This window comes from Fusobacterium ulcerans ATCC 49185, from assembly GCF_900683735.1.
GTDB lineage: Bacteria > Fusobacteriota > Fusobacteriia > Fusobacteriales > Fusobacteriaceae > Fusobacterium_A > Fusobacterium_A ulcerans_A.
The window spans coordinates 2299462-2323067 of the sequence record NZ_LR215979.1 but is presented as its reverse complement, the minus strand read 5'-3'; the positions used below and the strand labels follow the sequence as shown (position 1 = coordinate 2323067).

The window sequence follows — 23606 nt, the reverse complement described above, 5'->3', positions numbered from 1 at the left end:
TATTTAGAAATAATAACTTGCAATTTTATTGAAATGAGGAAATAAAATGAAAATAGTTCATATACAAATGGTAGTAACCTCAAGTGGAAATGCTCCATATAGGCTTCATAAAATGTTACTGAAACATAATATAGATTCAAAAATGATTGTTCAGAAAAAATTAGTAAATGATGAAACTGTATATCAAATAAAACCTGGAAAAATTGAAAAATACATATATTCAAATATGCGATTATATTTAGAGAAAATATATTTAAAAATTTTTGCCAAAAAGGATTTAAAACTTCCATTTTCTTCTTGGAAAATAGGAATTGATATTTCAAAACATAAAATAATTCAAGAAGCAGATATTATACATTTACATTGGGTAAATGGAGGATTTTTAAATATTAATTCTATAAAAAAATTATATAAATTAAAGAAAAAAATCATATGGACCTGCCATGATAATGGTCCTTTTACAGGTGGATGTCATGTAAAATTAGAATGTGAAAATTATATTTCAGGTTGTGGAAAATGTAGGATATTAAACTCTAGAAAAACCAAGGACTTGAGTTATAAAATATTAAGATCAAAAATAAAAATATTAAAGGACTTGAATAAGTTAAATATAATTTGTCCTAGTAAGTGGATGGAAAAAAATGCTAAAAAAAGTTTAGTTTTTAAAAATAAAAAAATTGAATTATTAGAAAATGTATTAGATGAAACAATATTTAAAAAAATAGATAAAAAATTAGCTAGAGAAATATTAAATCTAGAAAATAATAAAAAATATATTTTATTTGGAGCAGTTGATCCTAAAACAGAATATAAGGGATATTATTATTTAAAAGAAGCCTTAAAGACTTTTTATAAAAAAGGATATAGAAAGGATATAGAATTAATAATTTTTGGATCAAAATTTATTTTAGATAAAGAAATACCATATAAAATTATAAATTATGGAAATATAAATAATGACTTAGAATTATCCTTACTATATAACTCTTCAGATGTTTTTATTGGACCATCTTTAGAAGAAAGTTTTGGGCAAACATTTAATGAAAGTATATTTTGTGGTACCCCAGCTATAGGATTTAAAAATACAGGTGTTGAAAGTATTATCAATCATTTAGTTAATGGATATTTAGCCGATTATAAAAGTAGTGAAGATTTAGTAAAAGGATTAGAATATTTCTTATTTAAGTCTTCTAGAGTAGAACCAAGTGAAAAATTAACTAGCAAATATTTGATAAAAAAATATATAGAAATATGTAATGAAAAGGATTAAGAATGGATGAACTTATTTTTATGTTACTAATGCTAATATTAGTGATTTTTACAATAAATAGTTTTTTTTTACAGAAACTAGAAAAAAATTATATTTTTATTTTTAATATATGGTGGCTATTTTGGTTAGGAATTTCATATTTAAATATAGGTCAATTTTATAAAATAGAATTAAAAACATATATATATATTTATACTGGCATAATAATGTTCAATCTGCCATTATATTTTTTTATTAATAATCCCCGAAAATTAAAACCAAATTTAAATATCAAAAAGATAAAAATATTGATGCTAATAGAATGTTGTTTTATTATTATTAATTTATTTTATTTAATAAAAATGATATTGATAATTAAAAGCTCAGACAATTATTGGATGGTTAGATTTATATTTTATGGAATAAGTTTCGATGGAATAAATTTAAAGTTATTTTCTAACTCAGCAAATGCCCATTTATATAATCTATTTAGAACTATAAGTTTAACAAATTTTTTAATTGGAATAAGTTTATTAGAAAAAAATAAAAAAATATTAGTCTTATCTTTTTTTAATGTAATATTATATTGTTTAATAAGTGGAGGAAGAGAATTCATATCTTATCTAATAATTATTGGAATATTTTCATTTAAAGCTAAAATTATAAAAAAAAATATAAAGCTTATATTATTGTTGATCTTATGTACTTTAGTAATGACTTTTTTTAGACAAGCTAGTTTAAAAAAAGTTTTTATGACCATAATAACATATTATAGTGGAGCAATTGCATATTTTGATTATTTGTTAAAACATAATAATGATAAATTTTATAATGGAGAATTACTTTTCTCAGGAATTATAGGTCCAATAAAGTTCCTGCTTAGATATATAGGATTTAAAATTTCAAATAGTAGTTTATCAGAAGTTGGGACTGAATTAATGAAATTTGTTCAGTTGTCAGATACTAACAGTTTTTTTAAATTTTATAATGCTTTAGCTACAGCATTTTATTGGCAATATAAAGATTTTGGATATTTTGGAATAGTAGTAATTAATTTACTACTTGGTATTTTTTATAGAATATTTTATAAAAAATTAGAAATTAGAAATTTGAATCATATTGCCATAAGCTCTTATTTAGAGTATTTAATGATTCAAAGTATATTCGGGTTTAAACATATAGATTTTTTTTCAATTTTACCATTAATAATATACATAATGATTTTGGAAAGGAGAAAAAGTGTTAGCGCCAATTTTAATAACAGTTTATGATAGAAAGGCACATTTAGAAAAATCCATAGAAGCTTTAAAGAAAAATCCATTAGCAAAAGAATCTGTTTTATACATAGCTTCTGATGCTGCATATAGTAAAAAAGATGAAAAAAAAGTGAAAGAAATCAGAGAATTTATAGATAATATAAATGGATTTAAAGAAATAATATTGTTTAAATCTAATGAAAATAAAGGGTCCTATGAATCTACAAAATTAGCAATAGAAAAAATATTGGAAAAACATGATAAAATTATTTTTTTAGAAGATGATATTATTGTATCAAAATATTTTTTAGAATTTATGAATAATAGTTTAAATTTATATGAAGAAAATAATAAAATATTTGCAATTTGTTCATATGTTCCACCTGATTTTTCCCTTCCTAAATTAAAGACAGAAGTATATCTTTGGAATTATTATTGCCCATGGGGAATGGCAACTTGGAAAAAAAAATGGAAAGAATTAGATTTAAATTTAGAAAAATATATGGAATTTTTTAAAAATAAAAGGCAAGTTATAAAATTTTTTCAAGGAGCAAATCATGCATTACCTATATTAATAGATGATAGAAATGGTTTAATAAAAGCTATGGATTCTAGGATAGATTGGAATATTTTTCAAAAAGGATTATATTGTGTCTTTCCAATTAAAACTCTAAGCAAAAATATAGGTGTAGATGGTAGTGGAGAACATTCTGGAAAAAATAAAATTTATGAAGAACAAATATTAGAAGACTTTAATCCTAACTTAATAAAAAATATTTCTTTTGATGATTATGTCTATAAAGAAAGAAAGAAATATCATAAATTTAAATTTTTAGAGAGAGGATATGTATATTTTAAAATATTTAATTTACATCATATTTTAGATAAATTATATATAACTAATTTAATGAAAAAGCTAAGGTTTATTTTAAAATTTTTGAAAAAAAAGTTATAAAAAACTTAAAATTAACTATTGTTATATATATAGAAAAGATTTTAGTTATGTAAAGAATAGGAAAGAGATCTTTTTAAAAATCAAAATAGTTAATATCATTACAATATAAAAAGAAACTAATTTTTAATTAAATTAAAAGGAAGATAAATGAAATCAATATCAAAAAATATTTTTTACAACTTTTTATTAGTAGGATTTAATATAGCTTATCCTTTAATAACTGCTAGTTATATTTCAAAAATATTAGGAGTCAAAAATATAGGAATGATTAACTACTCTCAATCAATAATTAATTTTTTATTAATATTTGCTATGATAGGAGTTCCAACATATGGGATAAGAGAAATAGCTCAACACAGAGAAAATGAAAAAGAAATTAATAACATTTTTTCTGAATTATTAATAATAAAAGCTTTTTTTTCTTTAATCGTTTTCATATTATATTTTTTGGTTCTTTTAGGGATACAGGAATTAAAATATAATAAAAGTATATTTTTTATTATGGGAATTATTTTGTTAATAAATTCTTTTAACATAGATTGGTTTTTTAGTGGGATAGAAGATTATAAAGTTCTTTCACTGAGAAACATTATAATTAAAATGATAACTCTTATATTAATAATTTTTTTAATAAAGAAATCAGAAGACTATTATTTATATGCACTTCTTATAGCTTTGGGACAAAGTTTAGGAAATGTCTGGAGTTTTTTTTATTCAAGAAAATTTGTTAAATTAAAATTTAAAAATTTAAGTTTCAAAAGACATTATAATGGTTTGAAAGTATTTTTTTTATCCTCTCTTGTTATTAGTGTATATACATTGTTGGGTGGAATAATATTAGGGATTTTTAGTACACCAGAAAAAGTAGCTTTTTTTAGTAGAGCGAGACAACTGCAACTAGTTGGAGTTACAATAACTGGATCTGTTTCAACAGTTTTAATTCCAAGAATTTCTTATTATTATACTAATGATAAAAATGAATATTTTATTTTATTAAAAAAATCATTAAATTTTGGTTATATTTTATCTATTCCATTAATGATAGGATTTATATTTTTATCTAAAGAATTAAATCTTTTTTTAGGTGGAACAGAGTTTTTACCAGCTCAAAAGCCTTTAATTATATTAAGTCCATTAATTTTAATAGTGACTTTAAACACTTGGGGTTATTTACAGGGAATTGTTCCAGCTGGTATGGAAAAAATAGGAACTATAATTCAAATGGGAATGGCAATAATTAATGTATTGTTAAGTATAGTTTTAATTCCAAAATTTTTTGATATAGGAGTTTCTGTTGCTACTGTGGCTGCTGAAACAGTAGGAACTATTATTCTAATAATTGTATTGAAAAGAAAAATAAAGATAAATTTATTAACTAATTCGTTGTATAAATATATAATTTCAGGTATTATTATGGCTTTTTTTATAGAAATAATAAAGCAATATTTTAATAATAATCAAACATTAGTATTGAGTATTTTAGGTGGAGGAATTATATATTTTCTTATTTTAATTTTTTTAAAAGAAGAAATAATCTTGTATATACTAAATAAAGTTTTTAATAAATTAAGGAGGAAAGATTGAAATGGATAAGCTAGATAAAAAAATAATGGTAACGAAATCTTTTTTACCCCCATATGAAGAATATTGTGAAGAAATAAAAGAAATATGGAATACTTATTGGCTTACAAATATGGGAATAAAACATGAAACATTAAAAGAAAATATGAAACAATATTTAAATGTTGAAAATATAACTTTATGTAGTAATGGACATTTAGCATTAGAGATGGCTATAAGAGCTCTGAAACTTACTGGAGAAGTAATCACAACTCCATATACTTTTGCTTCAACTACTCATGCTATAACTAGATGTGGGTTAACTCCAGTTTTTTGCGACATAGAAATGAAAAACTTTACAATAGATACATCTAAAATAGAAGAGCTTATTACAGAAAAAACAAGTGCAATAATTCCAGTACATGTCTATGGAAATCCATGTAATGTTGAAGAAATAGAGAAAATAGCTAAAAAATATAATTTAAAAGTGATATATGATGCTGCTCATACATTTGGAGTAGAAATAAATGGAAAAGGAATAGGGAATTATGGAGATGTTTCAATGTTCAGTCTTCATGCAACAAAGGTATATAGTACAATTGAAGGAGGAGCATTAACATATAATAATGATAACTATTCAAGTCTTTTTAGATTAGAGAAGAATTTTGGAATAACAGGTCCTGAAGAGGTTATACAAAATGGAGGGAATGCTAAACTTAATGAATTTCAGGCGGCTATGGGACTTGTAAATTTAAAGTATGTTGATAGTGAAATTTTAAAAAGAAAAAAATTAGTAGAAAAATATAGAGAACTTCTAAAGAATATAGAAGGAATAAGATATTTAGAGGACATAAAAGGGATAAGACATAATTATGCTTATTTTCCAATAATAATTGATGAGAAAGTTTATGGAAAAACGAGAGATGAAGTATTTGAAAGGTTAAAAGATTATAATATTTTTACTAGAAAGTATTTTTATCCTTTAATAAACAACTTTGAATGTTACAGGGAAAAATATAAAGATATAAACTTACCAAATGCTGAATATATCTCTGATAGAGTAATGACCCTTCCAATGTATGGAGATTTAACTTTAGAAGAGGTTAAATATATTTGTAAAACATTGAAGGAGATAAAAAAAGGATGAAGATATTAGTTATAACAGATAATGAGTATATTTTTCAAAATTTTTTACTAATAATAAAAAATGAAAAATACAAAAATTTTAAATTTTCATTTAGATACTCTTCAAAAAATACTAGTATGAAGGAAAAATATTTAGATTCAGAAATATTCAAAGCTATAAATGTGAAAGAAGAAGTTGAAGATATAATAAAAAATTATGATATGGTATTTTCTTTACATTGCAAGCAGATATTTCCAGCTAAACTTGTAAATGCTTTAAAATGTATAAATATTCATCCAGGACTTAACCCTTATAATAGGGGATGGTTTCCTCAAGTATTTTCAATATTAAATAAGCTAGATTGTGGAGTAACTATACATTATATGGATGAATATTTAGATCATGGAAAAATATTATTTCAAGAAAAAGTAAATATGTATGATTGGGATACCTCTCTATCATTATATAACAGAATTCAAAATAAGGAAATAGAACTTCTTGAAAAAAATCTTTATGATATTTTGACAAAAAATATTGAAGGATTTAAAGTAGAAGAAGGAAATATAAACACTTTAAATGATTTTAAAAAATTGTGTGAGATTGATTTAGATGAGAAAATTACTATGAGAGAAGCAATAGATAAATTAAGGGCTTTATCTCATGGAGAGTATAAAAATGCATATTTTATAACAGATAATGAAAAAGTCTATGTACAATTATTTTTAGAAAAAGAGGAGAAAAAATGAAAGGAATAATATTAGCAGGAGGAAGTGGAACAAGACTTCATCCATTAACTAGAAGTGTTTCAAAACAAATACTTCCAGTATATGATAAACCTATGATCTATTATCCACTATCAGTTTTGATGCTGGCAGGAATAAAAGAAATACTTTTAATTTCAACTCCAAGAGATATAGAGTGTTTTAGAGAACTATTAGGGGATGGAAAGAAAATTGGAATAAATATAGAATATGCTGTTCAATATAAGCCAAATGGATTAGCAGAAGCTTTTATAATAGGAGAAAAATTTATAGGAAATGATAATGTAGCTTTAATATTAGGAGATAACCTATTTTTTGGACAAGCTTTTTCACCAGTAATTAGAGAATCAGCAAAATTAAAAATTGGGGCAGAGATTTTTGGATATCTAGTAAAAAATCCAAAAGAATATGGAGTAGTAGAATTTGATGATAATAGAAATGTTCTATCTTTAGAAGAAAAGCCAGAAAAACCAAAATCAAAATATGCAATACCAGGGCTTTATTTTTATGATAATACAGTAATAGAAAAAGCTAAAGGATTAAAACCAGGTAAAAGAGGAGAATTAGAAATAACAGATTTAAATAAATTGTATTTAATGGAAGGAAATTTAAAAGTTAATCTTTTAGGAAGAGGTTTTGCTTGGCTTGATACAGGAACTCACAAAAATTTACTTCATGCTTCTAATTTTATAGAAACTATTCAGGATAGACAAGGGAATTATGTAGCTTGTATAGAAGAGATAGCATACAAAAATGGATGGATAACTAAGAAAGAATTAGTAGAGCTTGCAGAACCATTATTAAAAACAGAATATGGAAAATATCTAATGGAAATAAGTGAGGAGATATAAGATGAAGACATATCTTGTAACAGGGGCAGCAGGCTTCATAGGAACAAACTTTGTAAAATATATACTTGAAAAATATGAAGAAGAAATAAGAATAGTAGTTCTGGATAAACTTACTTATGCAGGAAATATAGAAAATATACAAGAGGAAATAGACTCTAAAAAGATAGACTTTGTAAAAGGAGATATTTGTAACAGAGAATTGGTGGAAGATATATTTTCCAGATATGAAATAGACTATGTAGTAAATTTTGCAGCAGAATCTCATGTAGACAGAAGTATATCAAATCCACAGATATTCTTGGAAACAAATATATTGGGAACACAAAATCTGTTGGAAGTATCTAAGAAATTCTGGATTATAGGAAAAGATGGAAATGGATACCCTGTATATAAAGAAGGAAAGAAATTTCTGCATATATCTACAGATGAAGTATATGGTTCATTATCAAAGGACTATACAGAAGCAAAAGAGCTTGTGCTTGATAATAGAGTAAAGAAAGTAGCAGAAGGAAGAAAGAATCTGAAAACATATGGAGATAAATTCTTTACAGAGGAAACACCATTGGATCCTAGATCACCATATTCAGCCTCAAAAACATCAAGCGATATGATAGTAAGAGCATATGCAGAAACATATAAATTTCCAATGAATATAACAAGATGTTCAAATAACTATGGACCATATCAGTTTCCAGAAAAGCTGATACCACTTATTATAAAAAATATACTGGAAGGCAAGAAACTGCCAGTATATGGAGATGGAAGCAATGTAAGAGACTGGCTTTATGTAAAAGACCATAATAAAGCAGTGGATATGGTAATAAATAGTGGAAGATTAGGGGAAGTGTATAATATTGGCGGTTTTAATGAAGAAAAGAATATAAATATAGTAAAACTAACAATAGATACTATAGCTAAGATAATGAAAGAGGAACCAGAGTACAGAAAGGTATTAAAAACTGATGTAGAAAATATATCATATGATTTGATAAGCTATGTACAGGATAGACTGGGTCATGATGCAAGATATGCAATAGATCCAGAGAAGATAGTAACAGAATTAGGGTGGTATCCAGAAACATCTTTTGATGAAGGAATAGAAAAGACAATAAGATGGTATTTGGATAATCAGGAATGGATAGAGAAAATTTTGAGTAAATAATAAAAAGGGAGTTTACTTGTAAGTATTCTCCCTTTTCTCCTATTTTGTAATTTCGTTATAAAGTGAAATATATTTTTTAGCAGATGTATTCCAATTATTATCTCTAGCTTTAGCACTTTTTACAATTTTTTCCCACTTATCTTTGTCTTTATAAATAGAAATTGCGTATTCCAGAGTTTTGTATAATTCATCACTGCTTATATTTTTAAAACCAAATCCATCTCCTTCTCCAGTATATTCATTGTAAGGAGTGACTGTATCTTTTAATCCACCTGTTTCTCTAACAATAGGAACACAGCTGTATCTCATAGCAATCATTTGAGAAAGGCCGCAAGGTTCAAAGATAGAAGGCATCAGAAACATATCTGATCCACTGTATATCTCCATAGATAAAGGCTGATTAAATCCAATATATGAGCAGACTCTTCCAGGGTACTGTCTTTCTTTCCATTTAAAGAAATCTTCATATTTAGGCTCTCCATTTCCAAGAAGGACAAACTGGATACCTAATTTCATTAATCTGTCAAAGCTGTCTATAATCAGATCTATTCCCTTTTGTCTGTCTAATCTAGTGATAATAGAAACTAAAGGAGCATCAGGATCCTGATTAAGGCCTAAGCTTTCTTGAAGTTCAGACTTCAATCTTTTCTTTCCTTTTCTAGGAAGCTTATATACAGTTCCATCTATTCCATTAACAATACCTTTCAGTTTATAATCAAATTTTCTGAATAGGCCATCTAATCCTTCACCAAGTTCAGGAGTTTTTATCTCTTCAGCATATGAATTGCTCACAGTAGTGATGTAGTCAGAATATACAACTCCACCTTTTAAGAAAGAAATCATATCATAATATTTGATTCCATCTTCAACAAAATATCTTCCTCTATCTATTTCTAAAGTTTTTTCTATTACATCATTATAGAAGAAACCTTGAAATCTTAAATTGTGAATAGTGAAAATAGTTTTTATATTATACATTCCTCTTTCTTTTAAGTAGATAGGAACCAATCCAGTGTGCCAGTCGTTACAGTGGATTATATCTGGTTCAAATCCTGTGATATAGAATGTTTCTATGATGGCTTTAGAAAAGAATGCAAATCTTTCACAGTCATCACCTTCACCATAGATTCTGCTTCTATTAAAGTATCTTTCATTATCAACAAAATAGTAAGTTATACCATCAAGTTCACAATAATCTATTCCTACATATTCATTATGATGAGCCACCCATATCTGTTTATCTCCTAAATGCTGCATCATTTCCTTATATTTATCAGGAATAGCACTATATTTAGGCAATATTACCCTCACATCTATTTTTTCTTTTTTTAATGCTTTTGGCAGTGAGTAAGCTACATCACCAAGACCTCCTGTTTTAACAAAAGGCCATGCTTCTCCTGCTGCAAAAAGTACTTTCATCTTCATCACTCCTTTATGAAGAACTAATCTCTACCCTTACCTTTTAGATATTCTAAAAGATCTCTGTAGTGTTCTTTATCCCATTTGATGCTCTTTTCAATAACTAAAGGGTAATTTCTAGAAGCACTTAGTCTTTCATTACATTTGATTACATTATTTTTATCTACAATTATATTTTTCAATACAGCTCCAGATTTAACAACACTATCTTGTAAAAGAATACTATCTTCAACTATAGCTCCCTCTTCAACTGTAGCTCCTCTAGCTAAAATAGAGTTTTTAACTTTTCCACCTAAAATACATCCATTAGCTATAACCGAATTTACTATTTCAGCTTTTTCTTTAAACATTGATGGGGGAGTATCTTTTGTTTTAGTATATATTTTTCTTCCATCTTTATTAAATATATCATCTCTAGTTTCTTTGTTCAGAAGATCCATATTGAAATCGAAATATTCTTTAGTTGAATTTATACAAGCCAAATATCCTTTAAATTCATAGCCATTTATGCTTAATCTAGCTACATTTCTAGAGATAAGATCTTTTACTGTGTAATAAGCTCCATCTTGAATTCCATCACATATTAATTTTATCAGAAGTTCTTTTTTTATAATGAAAGTTTCCATAGAAATATTTTCATCTTTTTTAAAGAAAAGATTTTGTCCAATTCCTAATATTTCCCCATTTTCTCCAACTTTTACACTGTCACAATTATCAAATCTTTCATTTGCATTGTCTACTTTTTTATATACAAGAGTAACATCTTTTCCACTTTCTTCATGTTTTTTTACAACATCAGCAATATCAATATTACATACCATATGAGAACTTAATATAACTACATTTTGTTGTTTGCTACGGAAGAAATATTCCATATTCTTTTTAACTCTTTTTACATTAGTTGAATAAGTAGAGTCAGCCATTTGTTTGAAAATGAATATACCATCTTTTTTTCTATCTAAATCCCATTCTGTACCTCTACCAATATGGTCAGTAAGTGAATTCATATCTTCATTTCCACCAAAAATACCAACATTTCTTATTCCAGCATTAACCAAGTTTGATAAAGCAAAATCTATTATTCTATAAGTTCCACCTACTGGAACAGATGCCAGAGGTCTCATTTTAGTAAGAGATCTGATATTATCTAGAGATTCGGCTAAAAATATTATAGCCATATAATTATTTAGCATAAAGTCCTCCCTTGTAAGCTTATTTTATAACTTCGCTTTTTATTATTCTTCCATGACCAATAACAGCAATTTCAGTATCATCTCCAATAACTGTATTTTTCTTGATAACTACTTCATCAGCTATAATTGCTTTGTTTATAATAACATTTTCTTCAATAACTGTATCCTGCATTATTACAGAATTGATGACTTTACTATTTTTTCCAATTTTTACACCAGGGAAAATGACAGAATTTTTAACTACACCTTCTATCTCGCAACCTTTGTCAACCAGTGAAGTTGTAATTACAGCATCATCACTTACATACAGAGGAGGATAAATTCCTTGACGAGTATTGATTTTCCAGTCTTTATCAAAAATATTTAATTCATTATCTGGTTTTAAAAGATCCATATGAGCATCCCAGAAACTTTCAATAGTTCCAACATCTTTCCAGTATCCTTCAAACGGATATGCAAACAATCTTTTATGATCATTTAGTAGATTAGGTATTATATTTTTACCAAAGTCATTGCTTGAAGCAGGATCTCTTTCATCTTCAAGGAGATAATCTTTTAATACACTCCATTTAAAAATATAAATTCCCATTGATGCAAGAGTACTCTTTGGCTGTTTTGGTTTTTCTTCAAACTCATATATTGAATAATCTTCATTAGCATTCATAATACCGAAGCTTGGAGCATCTTTCATTGGAACGTTAAATACCCCAATAGTTACATCAGCATCTTTTTCTTTGTGGAATTTAAGCATTTTTTCGTAATCCATTTTATATATATGATCTCCTGAAAGAATTAAAACATTTTCAGGATCATATTTATCTATAAATGGAATATTTTGATAGATAGCATTGGCAGTTCCCTTATACCATCCACCTTCATCATTTTTTTTAGTATGAGGCTGCAGTACAGTTACCCCTCCATCCATTCTATCTAAGTCCCAAGGTGATCCTCTTCCAATGTGATCATTAAGGATATGAGGTTCATATTGAGTAAGTATTCCTACTGTATCTATTCCAGAGTTAGAACAATTACTTAAAGTAAAGTCTATGATTCTATATTTTCCACCAAATGGAACTCCAGGTTTAGCTATTTTTTCAGTTAAATCTAATAAACGGCTTCCTTGTCCTCCAGCCAGTATCATAGCTATTATTTGTTTTTTCTTCATAACTTCCTCCTAATATTTGATGTAATACTATTTGGCTAACTTTTTATTTTCTTTTTTAGTTGATGATTTTGTTACAGTTGTTTCTATTACTGCTTCTTTCCCATTCCCTTTTCCCTTTACTCCTCCTTTTTTCTTTTCAACCTTTTCAGTTTTTAAAAAAATTACTGTGTTTCTAGGGATATCCAATTCTATATGCTGTTCTCTATAGTTCCAGCTCTTGTCAATAGGTTTGTATGTTTTCTTTTTAGCAGTTCCCTTTCCACCAAATTTTTTGTCATCACTGTTTAGGATAACATTATATATTTTATTTTCTGGTACTCCAATTTTGTATTTTTTTCTGTCTTCACCAGAAAAGTTAAAGACTACTATTAAATGTTCTTTGAAATCTTTTGTTTTTCTTAGAAAGGCAAGCATATTTTCAGTATAATTTTCATGTTCTATCCATTCAAATGTATCCCAGCTGTCTTCCCATAGAGATTTATCTTCAAGATAAAGTGTATTTAAAGCTTTTACATAAGCCTGTACTTCTTTATTTCCAGTATTTTGCTCTAATAGATGCCATTCAAGAGATTCATAAAATCTCCATTCAAGCCCATGAGCAAATTCATTTCCCATAAAATTTAATTTTTTTCCAGGATGAGCTATTTGATAAGAATAAAGAGATCTAGTATGAGCTAGTTTATCTTCATAATATCCAGGCATTTTTTCAATTATTGATTTTTTACCATGTACTACTTCATCATGTGATAGAGGGAGTACATAATTTTCAGAGAAAGCATACATAAATGAGAAAGTCAGCTTTCCATGATGTTGATATCTGAATATAGGATCTATACTAAAATATTTAAGTGTATCATTCATCCATCCCATATTCCATTTGCTGTCAAATCCAAGTCCACCATCAATAGGGTGTTTAGTAACATTAGGCCATGCAGTAGAGTCTTCTGCTATTACAAGAACATCTGGGAAATCATCATGCACAACAGAATTTAATTCTTTAAAGAAATCCACAGCACCTAGATTTTCTTTTCCACCATATTTATTTCTTAAATCATCTTCTCCATCTTTTCCATATGATAGGTAGAGCATATTAGCTACTGCATCCATTCTTACACCATCTATATGGAATTCTTTGAACCAGTAAGTAAGGTTAGATATTAAAAAACTTTTAACTTCATTTCTTGTAACATCAAAGTTGCAAGTACCCCATTCTTTATTTTCTCCAATTCTTGAATCTAAATACTCATAAGTTGGAGTTCCATCAAATCTATAGAGTCCATGAGCATCTTTACAGAAATGTCCAGGCACCCAGTCTAAAATGACTCCAATATTATTTTTATGCATAAGGTTTACAAGAAACATAAAGTCTTCTGGCGTTCCATATCTGCTTGTAACTGAGTAATATCCAGTAGCCTGATATCCCCAAGAAGCATCAAGAGGATATTCATTTATAGGCATTATCTCAATGTGAGTATAGTTCATTTCTTTTAGATATTCAGCAAGCATAATAGCAGAATCTTTATAGTTCAGCCATTCTCCATGGATTCCTCTCTTCCAAGAACCTAAATGCACTTCATATATATTAATTGGTTTATCTAATCCAGTAGTTCTTTTATTCAGCCATCTTTTATCTGCCCACTTGAATTTAGGAATATCATAGATAATAGAAGCTGTATTAGGTCTCATTTCAGAATAAAAGGCATAAGGATCAGCTTTCATTTCCACTCTTCCATCAGCACCTTCTACTCTATATTTATATTTTTCCAGTTTTTTAAGATTTGGTATTTCAAGTTCCCATATGCCTTCATTATTTATTCTTTTCATCATATGGTTATAACCAGTCCATTCATTGAAATCTCCAACAACAGCAACTGATTTAGCATGAGGGGCCCATACTCTGAATATAACTGAATTTTTATTTAAATGTGCTCCCATATAGTTATATACTTCTCTGTGTTCTCCTCTATGAAAAAGATACACATCTAGTTCTCTCTCCATTTTAAAACGCCACCTCCTTGATAACAAAGATGTTACATGAACCAGTTTATAATTTAGCTGGTTCTATATGCCATATTTCATCTGCATATTCCTTTATAGTTCTGTCAGATGAGAATTTTCCTGCATTAGCAATATTCATAAGCTGTTTTTTAGCCCATCCCATTCTATCTCTGTATTCTTTATTAATAGTCTTTTGAGCTTTTCTGTAAGATTCAAAATCCTCTAATACAAAGTATTGGTCAGCTTGTTGCCAAGGAGCATTTTCCATAAGAGATCTATGAATATTTCCATAGATTCCAGTTCCAAGATCGTTGAAAGTACCATCAATCAGTGAATCAACTATTCTTTTTAATCCTTGAATATTGTTATATGGAACATGAGGATCATATCCCTTTGTTCTCATTTCTTCTATTTCATTAACTTTTAATCCAAAAATATAGTTATTTTCTATTCCTGCTTCTTCTACTATTTCCACATTAGCTCCATCTAGAGTTCCAATAGTTAAAGCACCATTCAGCATAAATTTCATATTTCCAGTTCCAGAAGCTTCTTTTCCTGCTGTAGATATCTGTTCAGAAATATCTGCTGCTGGGAATAATTTTTCTGCTACTGATACTCTATAGTTTTCAACAAATACTATTTTTAATTTTCCATTTATATCAGGATCTCTGTTTACGACCTGAGCAACTTCATTGATGAGTCTGATTATACCTTTAGCCATAAGATACCCTGGAGCAGCCTTTGCTCCATAGATATAAGTAACTGGATTAAATTCCATAGATGGATTTAATTTTAATTTATGATATAGACCTATAACATGGAATATATTTAAAAGCTGTCTTTTATATTCATGAAGTCTTTTTATCTGCATATCAAATATAGAATTTGGATTAATTTCTATCCCTTGAGTTTCTCTCAAATAATTAACTAATTCTATTTTTTTCTCGTGTTTGATTTCTAAAATTCTTCTTAAAATTCCTTCATCTTCAACATATTCTTCTAATCTTTTTAACTGGCTTAAATCAGTAATCCATTTATCTCCAAGGAGTTCAGTTATAAGCTTTGCCAGTTGTGGATTTGATTGAAGAAGCCATCTTCTTTGTGTTATACCATTAGTTTTATTTTGGAATCTTTCAGGGTATATTTCATACCAATCTTTTAATTCTTTCTTTTTAAGAATTTCTGTATGAAGAGCAGCAACTCCATTTATTGTATGACTTCCATATATAGCAAGCCATGCCATATGAATCATATTTCCTTGTATAATAGCCATTCTTCCTTGTCTAGCTGGATCATTAGGAAACTTTTCAGCAAGGAATCCTTTTAGTTGATCATTTATTCCCTGAGTTATTTGATATACTCTTGGAACAACTTGCTCATAAAGTCCTACCCACCATTTTTCAAGTGCCTCAGCCAATATAGTATGGTTAGTATATGAGAAAGTTTTTTCAACTATTCCCCATGCCTTTTCCCAAGACACTCCCTCAACATCTAAAAGTAATCTCATTAATTCTGGAATAGCTATAACAGGGTGAGTATCATTTAATTGAATTGCTGTAAATTCAGCAAATTTATCAAAATTTCTTCCATGTATTTTTTTAAATTTTCTTAAAATATCCTGCAATGATGCAGATACAAAGAAATACTGTTGTTTTAATCTTAATTTTTTCCCTTCATCAGTTGAGTCATTTGGATAAAGAACTCTTGATATATCTTCTGCTCTAGTTTTTTCCTGAGTAGCATGAAGATAATCCTGTTGATTGAATTTTCCAAGATCAAGGTCTATTATAGAATGAGCTTCCCATAGCCTTAAAGTATTTATATTTTTAGTTCCATAACCTATTATTGGCATATCATATGGAACTGCTCTTACATTTTCATCTCCAAAACTTACTATAACTTCATCAGCTGGTCTTTCAACAGACCATACATCCCCATATTTAAGCCATGTTTCAGGTTTTTCTACCTGATATCCATCTTTAAATGATTGGTTAAAGATACCATTTCTATATCTGATACCATATCCTTGTCCAGGAAGATTAAGAGTAGCAAGAGAATCTAAAAAACAAGCAGCAAGTCTTCCTAATCCACCATTTCCTAAAGCAGAATCTTCTTCTTCATCTTCTATTTTATTATAATCAATACCATATTCTGCCAATACTTCTTTGACTTCACCTAATAATCCAAGATTAATAAGATTATTTCCTAATGCTCTACCCATAAGAAATTCTGCTGAAAGGTAAAAAGCCTGTTTTTTTTGAGAATAAAGTTTTTTTGTTTCATACCAGTCTTCAGCGATTTCTTCCATAATAGCCTGTCCTAAAGCTCTATAAATTTCAAATTCATTAGCTTCAGTTATATCTTTACCAAAACTTATCTTTACATATTTTTCAATTTGTTTCTTTAACTCATTTTTTTCAATTTTCATATTTTCTCCCTTTAATAATTTGTCTATCTTTTAAATTTTCTAGTTATTGTCTTTATATTATTACATAATTCATCTGTAATATATTTTTCATTGAGCCTCCATTTCCAATTTTTTCCTAATGTAGATGGAGCATTCATCCTTCCTTCTTCTCCTAAACCAATAAAGTCCTGCATTTGAGCTATAGCTATATTAGCTTTTGATGCCCATATTGCATCAATAAATCTAAGATTAATAGGAAGCCAGTAATCACTCCCAAATTTACTGAGATAATTTTTTAAATACTCATCACAATAATGTTTAATTTCAGGAGAGATAGTTTCATACCATCCAGTCACAGTATTGTTATCATGGGTTCCTGTATATGCTACACAATTTTCTTCATATTTATGTGGTAGATAGTCGCTGTTTTCTGAATCAAAAGCAAATTCAAGTACTTTCATTCCAGGAAAGCCGCTTCTCTTTAAAAGCTTCTTTACTCTTTCAGTAAGAAGGCCAAGGTCTTCAGCTATTATTGGAAGCTTTCCTAATCTTCTTTCAACAGTTCTGAAAAAATCCATTCCAGGACCTTTTTCCCAGTGTCCTCTTACAGCAGTAGTATCTTTTGACGGAATACTCCAATAAGCTTCAAATCCTCTGAAATGATCTATTCTGACAATATCATATATTTCAAAACAGTAAGCTATTCTTTTTATCCACCAGTCATAATTTGTTTTTTTAAGATATTTCCAATCATACAATACATTTCCCCACAGTTGACCATCTTTGCTAAAATAGTCTGGAGGACATCCTGAAACTCTTTTTGGTTTTTTATATTTATCAAATTGGAATATTTTTGATTCACTCCAAGTATCAGCACTGTCTGTTGCTACAAAGATAGGAATATCTCCAATTATGCAAATTCCTTTGGAATTAGCATAAGATTTTAACTTAAACCATTGTTTATAGAAAGTATATTGCACAAAAGAAAAATAATCCATATTTTTTTTCAAATTTTCATCATTTTTTTCAAATTTTTTTAAATTTCTATATTTATAACATTTAGGCCAGTTTTGCCATGACTTTCCAGAAAATTTTTCTTTTAATGCCATATACAAAACATAGTTGTCCAGCCAGTAAGCATTTTTTGTTTTAAATTTTTTGAAGTCTTCCTCTATTTCATCATTTTTTTCTGTTTTTTTCCAGAAAATCTCAAAAATATTTTTTAAAAGTTTAGTTTTTCTTTCATTTACCTGTTCATAATCAAGATTATCTTCATAGTTTATTTCTCTTAAAGGCAAGAGGTCATTATGATCTATGTATCCAAGCTCTATAAATTCTTCTAAATCTATGAAATAAGGATTACCTGCAAAAGCTGAGAAAGACTGATAAGGTGAATCCCCGTATCCTGTAGGACCCATTGGGAGTATCTGCCATAATTTCTGTTTAGATTTTTCAAGAAAATCTACAAATTCATATGCTTTTTTTCCAAAATCTCCTATTCCATATTCACTTGGAAGAGAAGTTATATGCATTAATATACCACTGCTTCTTTTAAACATTTTTCCCCCTGTTACTGAATAAAGTTTTTCTTTTCATGAAGGCTGTTTATACTAATTTTCTTTTCAAAAGATTTTTCATATATTTTAGCTAATCTTGCCATATAGATGTCACTGTGTATATGTTCTGAGATTATCTGTACATAGACTTCATTATCTGTGAGAGTGCCTATCATTTTATCACCAGTATTAGTCACTACAAAACTATTGCATAAATCAGTTACCATCATAATTCTTTTTGGATTTTTATGAGTTTCTTTTAATTCAGTCTTATGATAATATTCTATATTTTCTCCAATATCTTCTAATTTATTAAAAGAAAATATAATAATTCTTACTCCTCTTTTAGCTGCTTCCTTTAAATCAGATTCCATAATTTCAAGATTGAAATCTGTATTCAGATATATTTCTTTTTCAGCATCTTTAATAATACTGTGAAGAGTATGTAGAATATTTTCATAGCCTTCTATTCTTAGATAATAATCTTTTTTTAAAGGTCTTTCTATATTTTTAAGTTGTTGTTTTATACTTTCAGCATTTTTATGAAATTTCTTTTCTATTTCTTCAAAAATTATCTCAGGCTCTTTTGCTTCATATTCTTTACTACCATTAGGAATCATAAAAACATATCCATTTTTATATAAAGACTCTAAAGCCTGATAAACAGTGGATCTTGAGAGATTTAGTTCTTTAGCCATTTTATAACCATTTGTTTTTCCTGATTTAAGCAAGGTTATATAGACTACAGCTTCTGTTCTTGTGAAACCGAAATTCATAAGTTTGTCTACTACATCCTGCATAACTTCCTCCCTCTATATTTAAGTAGTACATTTATGTACTACTATTCTTAATTTAATTATACTTTAAAAACTGTATAATATCAATAGCAATTGTAATGAAAAAATCTATTTTTTTAAAAAAATATTTAGAAAAATAAATTCAATAAAAAAAGAATGACCTTTTGAAAAGAATATATAAATAACTTCTAAAACTTAATCTAATTTTTTAGTCATTTACTTAATATAATTTCAGGTCATTCTTAATTATTTATATTGAATTTTTATTTATTATCTTTAACTACATTTTGTCCTGCAATTCTTCCAAATACTGTAATATCAGCAATTGCGTCACTACCTAGACGATTGGTACCATGAATATCTCCAGTAACCTCTCCAGCTCCATAAAGTCCTTTTATTACTTCCCCTTTAGTATTGATAACTCTTGCATTTTCATCAATTTTTACTCCACCCATTGTGTGATGTACAGCAGGGACAGCTTTCATAATATAGAAAGGTCCTTTTGCTTCAAATGGAGTAAGTTTTCCTCTTTTATTAAATTCTAAATCTTTTCCATCTTTAGCATATTGATTATATTTTGCTACAGTTTTTTCAAGTTCAGCAGCATCTATTCCAAAGAAATCAGCAGCTTCTTTTATAGTATCAGCTTTCACTAAAAGTTTATTATTAAATAGGTAATTCATTTCATCCTCATGATGTTCAGCTACTCCACTTATTTTTACTTGTGCTTCATCACAGAATTGGTAAGCAGCATTTCCAGTTTGATTTTTTATTGCCATAGAGATAACATCTCTTCTTTCTAATTCTTCAACAAAACGTTTTCCCTCTTGGTTGATAAGAATACTTCCACCAATAAGTCTTACATCACCAAAATAAAGAAGAGCTCCACTTATAGGGTCGCAAGTAGGGTAAGTTTGGATGAATGGCATATCTTCAAGCTGGGCACCTATTTTTTCAGCCATAGTTATTCCGTCACCAGTTATTCCAACTGTGTTTGTAGAAAGAATATTTTCATCTACATCTTTATTGTATTTAACTCTCATTTCAAGATTAGAACCAAATCCACCAGTAGCTAGGATAACTCCATTTTTAGCGAGGAATGTATATTCTTTATCTTCATCTACTGCCTTTACTCCTGTAACTCTTCCCTTATCAACTATAAGTTCTGTAGCAGGAGTTTCATATAGTATAGGAATATTTAATTCTTCAGCTTTAGCAAGAAGCTTAGATATCATTTCAACTCCAGTAGCTCCTTGAGGAACAAGGCTTCTTTCTACAGAGTGCCCACCAAAGAACATCTGTCTATCTTCAAAAGTCATGTTGATATAGTCCTTAAGCCATTCAGCACCACTTAGGGCATTATCGGCTAAAACTCTTACTAATTTAGGATCTCCCTCATGATCTCCACCTTTTAATATATCATTGTAAAAAATATCATTACTATCTTTTAATCCTTTTTTAACTTGTACCCAGTTGTTAGGTGCAGCATATTCTCCACCAGATATAAGAGTATTTCCTCCAGCAAAAGCCATTTTCTCAATTACAATGACATTTTGAGCACCATTGTTTTTAGCCTCGATAGCAGCAACAAGACCTGCTCCTCCTGCTCCAACTACAACTACATCTTTGTTTTGAGTTTCTTTAGCTAATTTTTTAGCTTCTATAACAGGTTTTTTATTTAATTCTTTAAGATCAGCTCCAGAATTTTTAAGAGCATTTCTTACAGCTGAAGTAAGGGCTCTGCTTGTACCAGTAGCACCAGATACTCCATCTACTCTTAGAGATTGATATTTTACTATTTGTTCAGGAACTTTTTTTGCTGCTGATTCAGAGATTATAGGAGTATCAGTATTTTTTATTACTTTTACTTTCTCAATTTTATTTTTAGAAGTTTTTACTTCTACTTTTACCTCCCCTCTGTATCCTTTAGCCTCTCCTATATATGTTCCCTCTTTGAATTCAACTCCAAAAGCTGAAATACTTAAAGCTACACATAATATAAGAGATAAAATTCTTTTTTTGTTCATATTTGTCCTCCTCCAAGATATTTTGTTTCACTATTATAATTATAGCTTAAATTTCATACTTTGACAATAAAAAAAAGAGACGAAATAATTCATTTCGTCTCATAATGTTAGTACTTTATAATACTATAACTCTTTTTTCTATTGGAAGGAATTCTTTTCCAATTGCAGGAGCTGTTGGTTTTCCAAAAGGCATTTGTGCTATAAGCTTCCATGATTTAGGGATTTCAAATACAGTTTTAACTTCTTCATCAATCAAAGGATTGTAATGTTGAAGACTTGCTCCTAATCCTTGTTCAGCAAGCAGTGACCATATAGCAAACTGTAGCATTCCATTAGCTTGTTCAGCCCATACTGGAAAATTATCTCTATATAAAGGGAATTTCTCCATAAGTTCTTTTGTTGTTCTAGTAGAGTCAAAGAAAAGAACTGTTCCATAAGAATTAGCTAATCCTTTAATCTTATTTTCAGTTGTTTCAAAATTTCCAGCTGGGACTACTTTACGAAGAGTATTCATAACAATTTCCCATAATTTTTTGTGGTTTTCCCCATAAAGTATTATAACTCTTGCACTTTGATTATTAAATGCAGATGGAACATGTTTCACTGCATCTTTTATTATTTCTTCTATTTTTTCATTAGGAATAGTTGTTTCTTTAGACAGAGTATATATAGTTCTTCTGCTTTTCAACACATCCATAAAGCTTTTATTGTTCATAATAGTCCTCCTTTTAATGCATTAACTTAAAATTTGTATATTACATTATTCAAGTAGAAACTATTATTTCTTTTTTTTATCTTATTTTTTTTCGTTATTTAATGTCATTTCAATTATTTTTTTCATATTTTCTTTAGAAAGAGCACCTGCTACATATCCCATTATGTTTCCATCTTTATCTATCATAAAAGTAGTAGGAAAAGCACTTATATAGTAATTTCTGAATATTTCTCCTTTTACATCAAATACTACTGGAAATGTATAATTATTTTTAGTAAGAAAAGCTTTTATTTTTTCTTCTGATTCATCTTGGGGAGAAGGATTTTCAGCAGTTGTTGGACTTGCTGCTCCTAATATTACTACATCGTTTTTATTGTATCCATATTCTTTGTATATTTCTTCTATATGAGGCATTTCTGCTCTGCAAGGAGGACACCATGTAGCCCAGAAGTTAAGAAATACCACTTTTCCTTTATAGTCTGAAAGAGTATGAGTATTTCCATATTGGTCTTTTAACTGAAAATCATAAGCTGGAAGTTTTTCTTCCTGAGCAGGTTTAGCTGGCTCTTCAGTTTTTGCAGCATATTCTGTATTTTGGGACTGCTGTCCAGCTGCAAATACATTAAAGTTAAATCCACTCAAAGTCATAATTCCAATTATTATCAGAATAGCTCCACTAATTTTTATACTGTATTTTAAGAAAGATTTTTTTGCTTTTAAGAAATTTAGAACTTTAGTTGTAAATATCCCTAAAAGTAAAAATGGAATAATAAATCCTAAACTGTAAACTGATATAAGCATATTTCCTAAAAAGGCAGTTTTAGCTCCAGATGCCATAATAAGAACAGTAGATAATACTGGACCTATACATGGTGTCCATGCAAAACTAAATGTAAAACCTATTATAAAAGCAATCAATGGATTTATTTTTTTAGCTTCAAAATCTATTTTATGCTCTCTTTCCATGAAATTATTTTTTAATAGTCCTATTTGAAATAATCCTAGAAGGAGGATAAGTACACCGCTTATTCTAGTAAAAAGAATTCTGTTAGTATTAAAGAATCCTCCTAACTTTGAAAAGGAAAGTCCTAAAATAAAAAAAGCAGCAGATATTCCAAGGATAAAAAATATAGTATGTGTAAATACTTTTTTCTGATTATAAGAAATATTTCCCTGATCGTCTGTTGTAGCAGTATTTCCTGAAAGGTAACTCATATAAACAGGAAGGAGCGGAATAATGCAGGGAGAAAAGAAAGAAAATATTCCTCCTAAAAAAACTAAAATAAAACTAATGTTATCTGTTAAAAGTATGTCATTAAACATATGATTCCTCCTTAGTTGTATAAATAGAACTTATTATACCTTATAAATATTAAATATATTTAATTATTTACTAAAAAATTATTTAA

18 protein-coding genes are annotated in these 23606 nt (G+C 28.1%); 8 read left to right on the top strand and 10 right to left on the bottom strand.

All coding sequences use genetic code 11. The annotated features are described in order from the left end of the window. Nucleotides 1–46: 46 nt before the first annotated feature. The 8 genes from E0E45_RS10380 to E0E45_RS10345 all read left to right on the top strand — a co-directional run bounded on the left by E0E45_RS10380 (nt 47) and on the right by E0E45_RS10345 (nt 8920). Nucleotides 47–1270: a glycosyltransferase gene (locus E0E45_RS10380; protein ID WP_130891093.1), complete on the top strand. Its 1224-nt coding sequence runs from the start codon at nt 47–49 to the stop codon at nt 1268–1270. A 2-nt stretch (nt 1271–1272) separates the two neighbouring features. After that, nucleotides 1273–2520, top strand: a complete 1248-nt coding sequence (locus tag E0E45_RS10375) for an O-antigen polymerase (protein ID WP_130891092.1) — start codon at nt 1273–1275, stop codon at nt 2518–2520. After that, the gene (locus tag E0E45_RS10370) at nt 2489–3460 is read left to right on the top strand and encodes a glycosyltransferase family 2 protein (protein ID WP_130891091.1); all 972 of its coding nucleotides are present in this window, start codon (nt 2489–2491) and stop codon (nt 3458–3460) included. The genes E0E45_RS10375 and E0E45_RS10370 overlap by 32 nt, the downstream gene beginning before the upstream one ends. A 147-nt stretch (nt 3461–3607) precedes the next feature. After that, nucleotides 3608–5044 carry an oligosaccharide flippase family protein gene (locus tag E0E45_RS10365; protein WP_130891090.1) on the top strand — a complete coding sequence of 479 codons (1437 nt, stop codon included), beginning with the start codon at nt 3608–3610 and terminating at the stop codon, nt 5042–5044. Between the two features lies 1 nt (nt 5045). Beyond that, nucleotides 5046–6167 (top strand): DegT/DnrJ/EryC1/StrS family aminotransferase, encoded by a 1122-nt coding sequence (locus E0E45_RS10360; RefSeq protein ID WP_130891089.1) that lies wholly within the window; start codon nt 5046–5048, stop codon nt 6165–6167. Next, nucleotides 6164–6892: a dTDP-4-amino-4,6-dideoxyglucose formyltransferase gene (locus E0E45_RS10355; protein WP_130891088.1), complete on the top strand. Its 729-nt coding sequence runs from the start codon at nt 6164–6166 to the stop codon at nt 6890–6892. The genes E0E45_RS10360 and E0E45_RS10355 overlap by 4 nt, the downstream gene beginning before the upstream one ends. After that, complete coding sequence (gene rfbA, locus E0E45_RS10350) at nt 6889–7758, top strand: glucose-1-phosphate thymidylyltransferase RfbA (protein ID WP_130891087.1); 870 nt, start codon at nt 6889–6891, stop codon at nt 7756–7758. Before E0E45_RS10355 ends, rfbA begins: the two co-directional genes overlap by 4 nt. A 1-nt stretch (nt 7759) precedes the next feature. Continuing rightward, nucleotides 7760–8920: a dTDP-glucose 4,6-dehydratase gene (locus tag E0E45_RS10345; protein ID WP_130891086.1), complete on the top strand. Its 1161-nt coding sequence runs from the start codon at nt 7760–7762 to the stop codon at nt 8918–8920. 39 nt (nt 8921–8959) lie between these two features. On the opposite strand, the gene E0E45_RS10340 is transcribed toward E0E45_RS10345, so the two are convergent. From E0E45_RS10340 to E0E45_RS10295, 10 genes are all read right to left on the bottom strand, one after another. Then, a complete protein-coding gene (locus E0E45_RS10340) occupies nt 8960–10339 on the bottom strand; it encodes a glycogen synthase (RefSeq protein WP_130891085.1) in 1380 nt (459 codons plus the stop codon). 23 nt (nt 10340–10362) lie between these two features. Beyond that, the gene (gene glgD / locus E0E45_RS10335; RefSeq protein ID WP_130891084.1) at nt 10363–11532 is read right to left on the bottom strand and encodes a glucose-1-phosphate adenylyltransferase subunit GlgD; all 1170 of its coding nucleotides are present in this window, start codon (nt 11530–11532) and stop codon (nt 10363–10365) included. 19 nt (nt 11533–11551) lie between these two features. Further along, entirely contained in the window at nt 11552–12697 is a 1146-nt protein-coding gene (locus tag E0E45_RS10330) for a glucose-1-phosphate adenylyltransferase (RefSeq protein ID WP_130891083.1), read from the bottom strand. Between the two features lie 27 nt (nt 12698–12724). Then, nucleotides 12725–14695 (bottom strand): 1,4-alpha-glucan branching protein GlgB, encoded by a 1971-nt coding sequence (glgB, locus tag E0E45_RS10325; RefSeq protein WP_130891082.1) that lies wholly within the window; start codon nt 14693–14695, stop codon nt 12725–12727. Between the two features lie 46 nt (nt 14696–14741). Further along, the gene (locus E0E45_RS10320) at nt 14742–17123 is read right to left on the bottom strand and encodes a glycogen/starch/alpha-glucan phosphorylase (RefSeq protein WP_130891081.1); all 2382 of its coding nucleotides are present in this window, start codon (nt 17121–17123) and stop codon (nt 14742–14744) included. Nucleotides 17124–17146: 23 nt separating this feature from the next. Further along, a complete protein-coding gene (gene malQ / locus E0E45_RS10315; RefSeq protein WP_130891080.1) occupies nt 17147–18661 on the bottom strand; it encodes a 4-alpha-glucanotransferase in 1515 nt (504 codons plus the stop codon). A gap of 11 nt (nt 18662–18672) precedes the next feature. After that, complete coding sequence (locus tag E0E45_RS10310; RefSeq protein WP_130891079.1) at nt 18673–19458, bottom strand: TrmB family transcriptional regulator; 786 nt, start codon at nt 19456–19458, stop codon at nt 18673–18675. A 260-nt stretch (nt 19459–19718) separates the two neighbouring features. Next, nucleotides 19719–21482 (bottom strand): flavocytochrome c, encoded by a 1764-nt coding sequence (locus E0E45_RS10305; protein ID WP_130891078.1) that lies wholly within the window; start codon nt 21480–21482, stop codon nt 19719–19721. A 115-nt stretch (nt 21483–21597) separates the two neighbouring features. Next, nucleotides 21598–22197, bottom strand: a complete 600-nt coding sequence (locus E0E45_RS10300; protein WP_130891077.1) for a nitroreductase family protein — start codon at nt 22195–22197, stop codon at nt 21598–21600. Between the two features lie 81 nt (nt 22198–22278). Further along, on the bottom strand, nt 22279–23520 hold the full coding sequence (locus E0E45_RS10295; RefSeq protein ID WP_130891076.1) for a cytochrome c biogenesis protein/redoxin: 1242 nt from the start codon (nt 23518–23520) through the stop codon (nt 22279–22281). Nucleotides 23521–23606 lie beyond the last annotated feature (86 nt).

Excerpts from the sequence above, each read along its gene's own strand:
- E0E45_RS10380 (WP_130891093.1), top strand. The coding sequence starts at position 47 with ATGAAAATAGTTCATATACAAATGGTAGTAACCTCAAGTGGAAATGCT.
- E0E45_RS10375 (WP_130891092.1), top strand. The coding sequence starts at position 1,273 with ATGGATGAACTTATTTTTATGTTACTAATGCTAATATTAGTGATTTTT.
- E0E45_RS10365 (WP_130891090.1), top strand. The coding sequence starts at position 3,608 with ATGAAATCAATATCAAAAAATATTTTTTACAACTTTTTATTAGTAGGA.
- E0E45_RS10360 (WP_130891089.1), top strand. The coding sequence starts at position 5,046 with ATGGATAAGCTAGATAAAAAAATAATGGTAACGAAATCTTTTTTACCC.
- E0E45_RS10355 (WP_130891088.1), top strand. The coding sequence starts at position 6,164 with ATGAAGATATTAGTTATAACAGATAATGAGTATATTTTTCAAAATTTT.
- rfbA (WP_130891087.1), top strand. The coding sequence starts at position 6,889 with ATGAAAGGAATAATATTAGCAGGAGGAAGTGGAACAAGACTTCATCCA.
- E0E45_RS10345 (WP_130891086.1), top strand. The coding sequence starts at position 7,760 with ATGAAGACATATCTTGTAACAGGGGCAGCAGGCTTCATAGGAACAAAC.
- E0E45_RS10340 (WP_130891085.1), bottom strand. The coding sequence starts at position 10,339 with ATGAAAGTACTTTTTGCAGCAGGAGAAGCATGGCCTTTTGTTAAAACA.
- glgD (WP_130891084.1), bottom strand. The coding sequence starts at position 11,532 with ATGCTAAATAATTATATGGCTATAATATTTTTAGCCGAATCTCTAGAT.
- E0E45_RS10330 (WP_130891083.1), bottom strand. The coding sequence starts at position 12,697 with ATGAAGAAAAAACAAATAATAGCTATGATACTGGCTGGAGGACAAGGA.
- glgB (WP_130891082.1), bottom strand. The coding sequence starts at position 14,695 with ATGGAGAGAGAACTAGATGTGTATCTTTTTCATAGAGGAGAACACAGA.
- E0E45_RS10320 (WP_130891081.1), bottom strand. The coding sequence starts at position 17,123 with ATGAAAATTGAAAAAAATGAGTTAAAGAAACAAATTGAAAAATATGTA.
- malQ (WP_130891080.1), bottom strand. The coding sequence starts at position 18,661 with ATGTTTAAAAGAAGCAGTGGTATATTAATGCATATAACTTCTCTTCCA.
- E0E45_RS10310 (WP_130891079.1), bottom strand. The coding sequence starts at position 19,458 with ATGCAGGATGTAGTAGACAAACTTATGAATTTCGGTTTCACAAGAACA.
- E0E45_RS10305 (WP_130891078.1), bottom strand. The coding sequence starts at position 21,482 with ATGAACAAAAAAAGAATTTTATCTCTTATATTATGTGTAGCTTTAAGT.
- E0E45_RS10300 (WP_130891077.1), bottom strand. The coding sequence starts at position 22,197 with ATGAACAATAAAAGCTTTATGGATGTGTTGAAAAGCAGAAGAACTATA.
- E0E45_RS10295 (WP_130891076.1), bottom strand. The coding sequence starts at position 23,520 with ATGTTTAATGACATACTTTTAACAGATAACATTAGTTTTATTTTAGTT.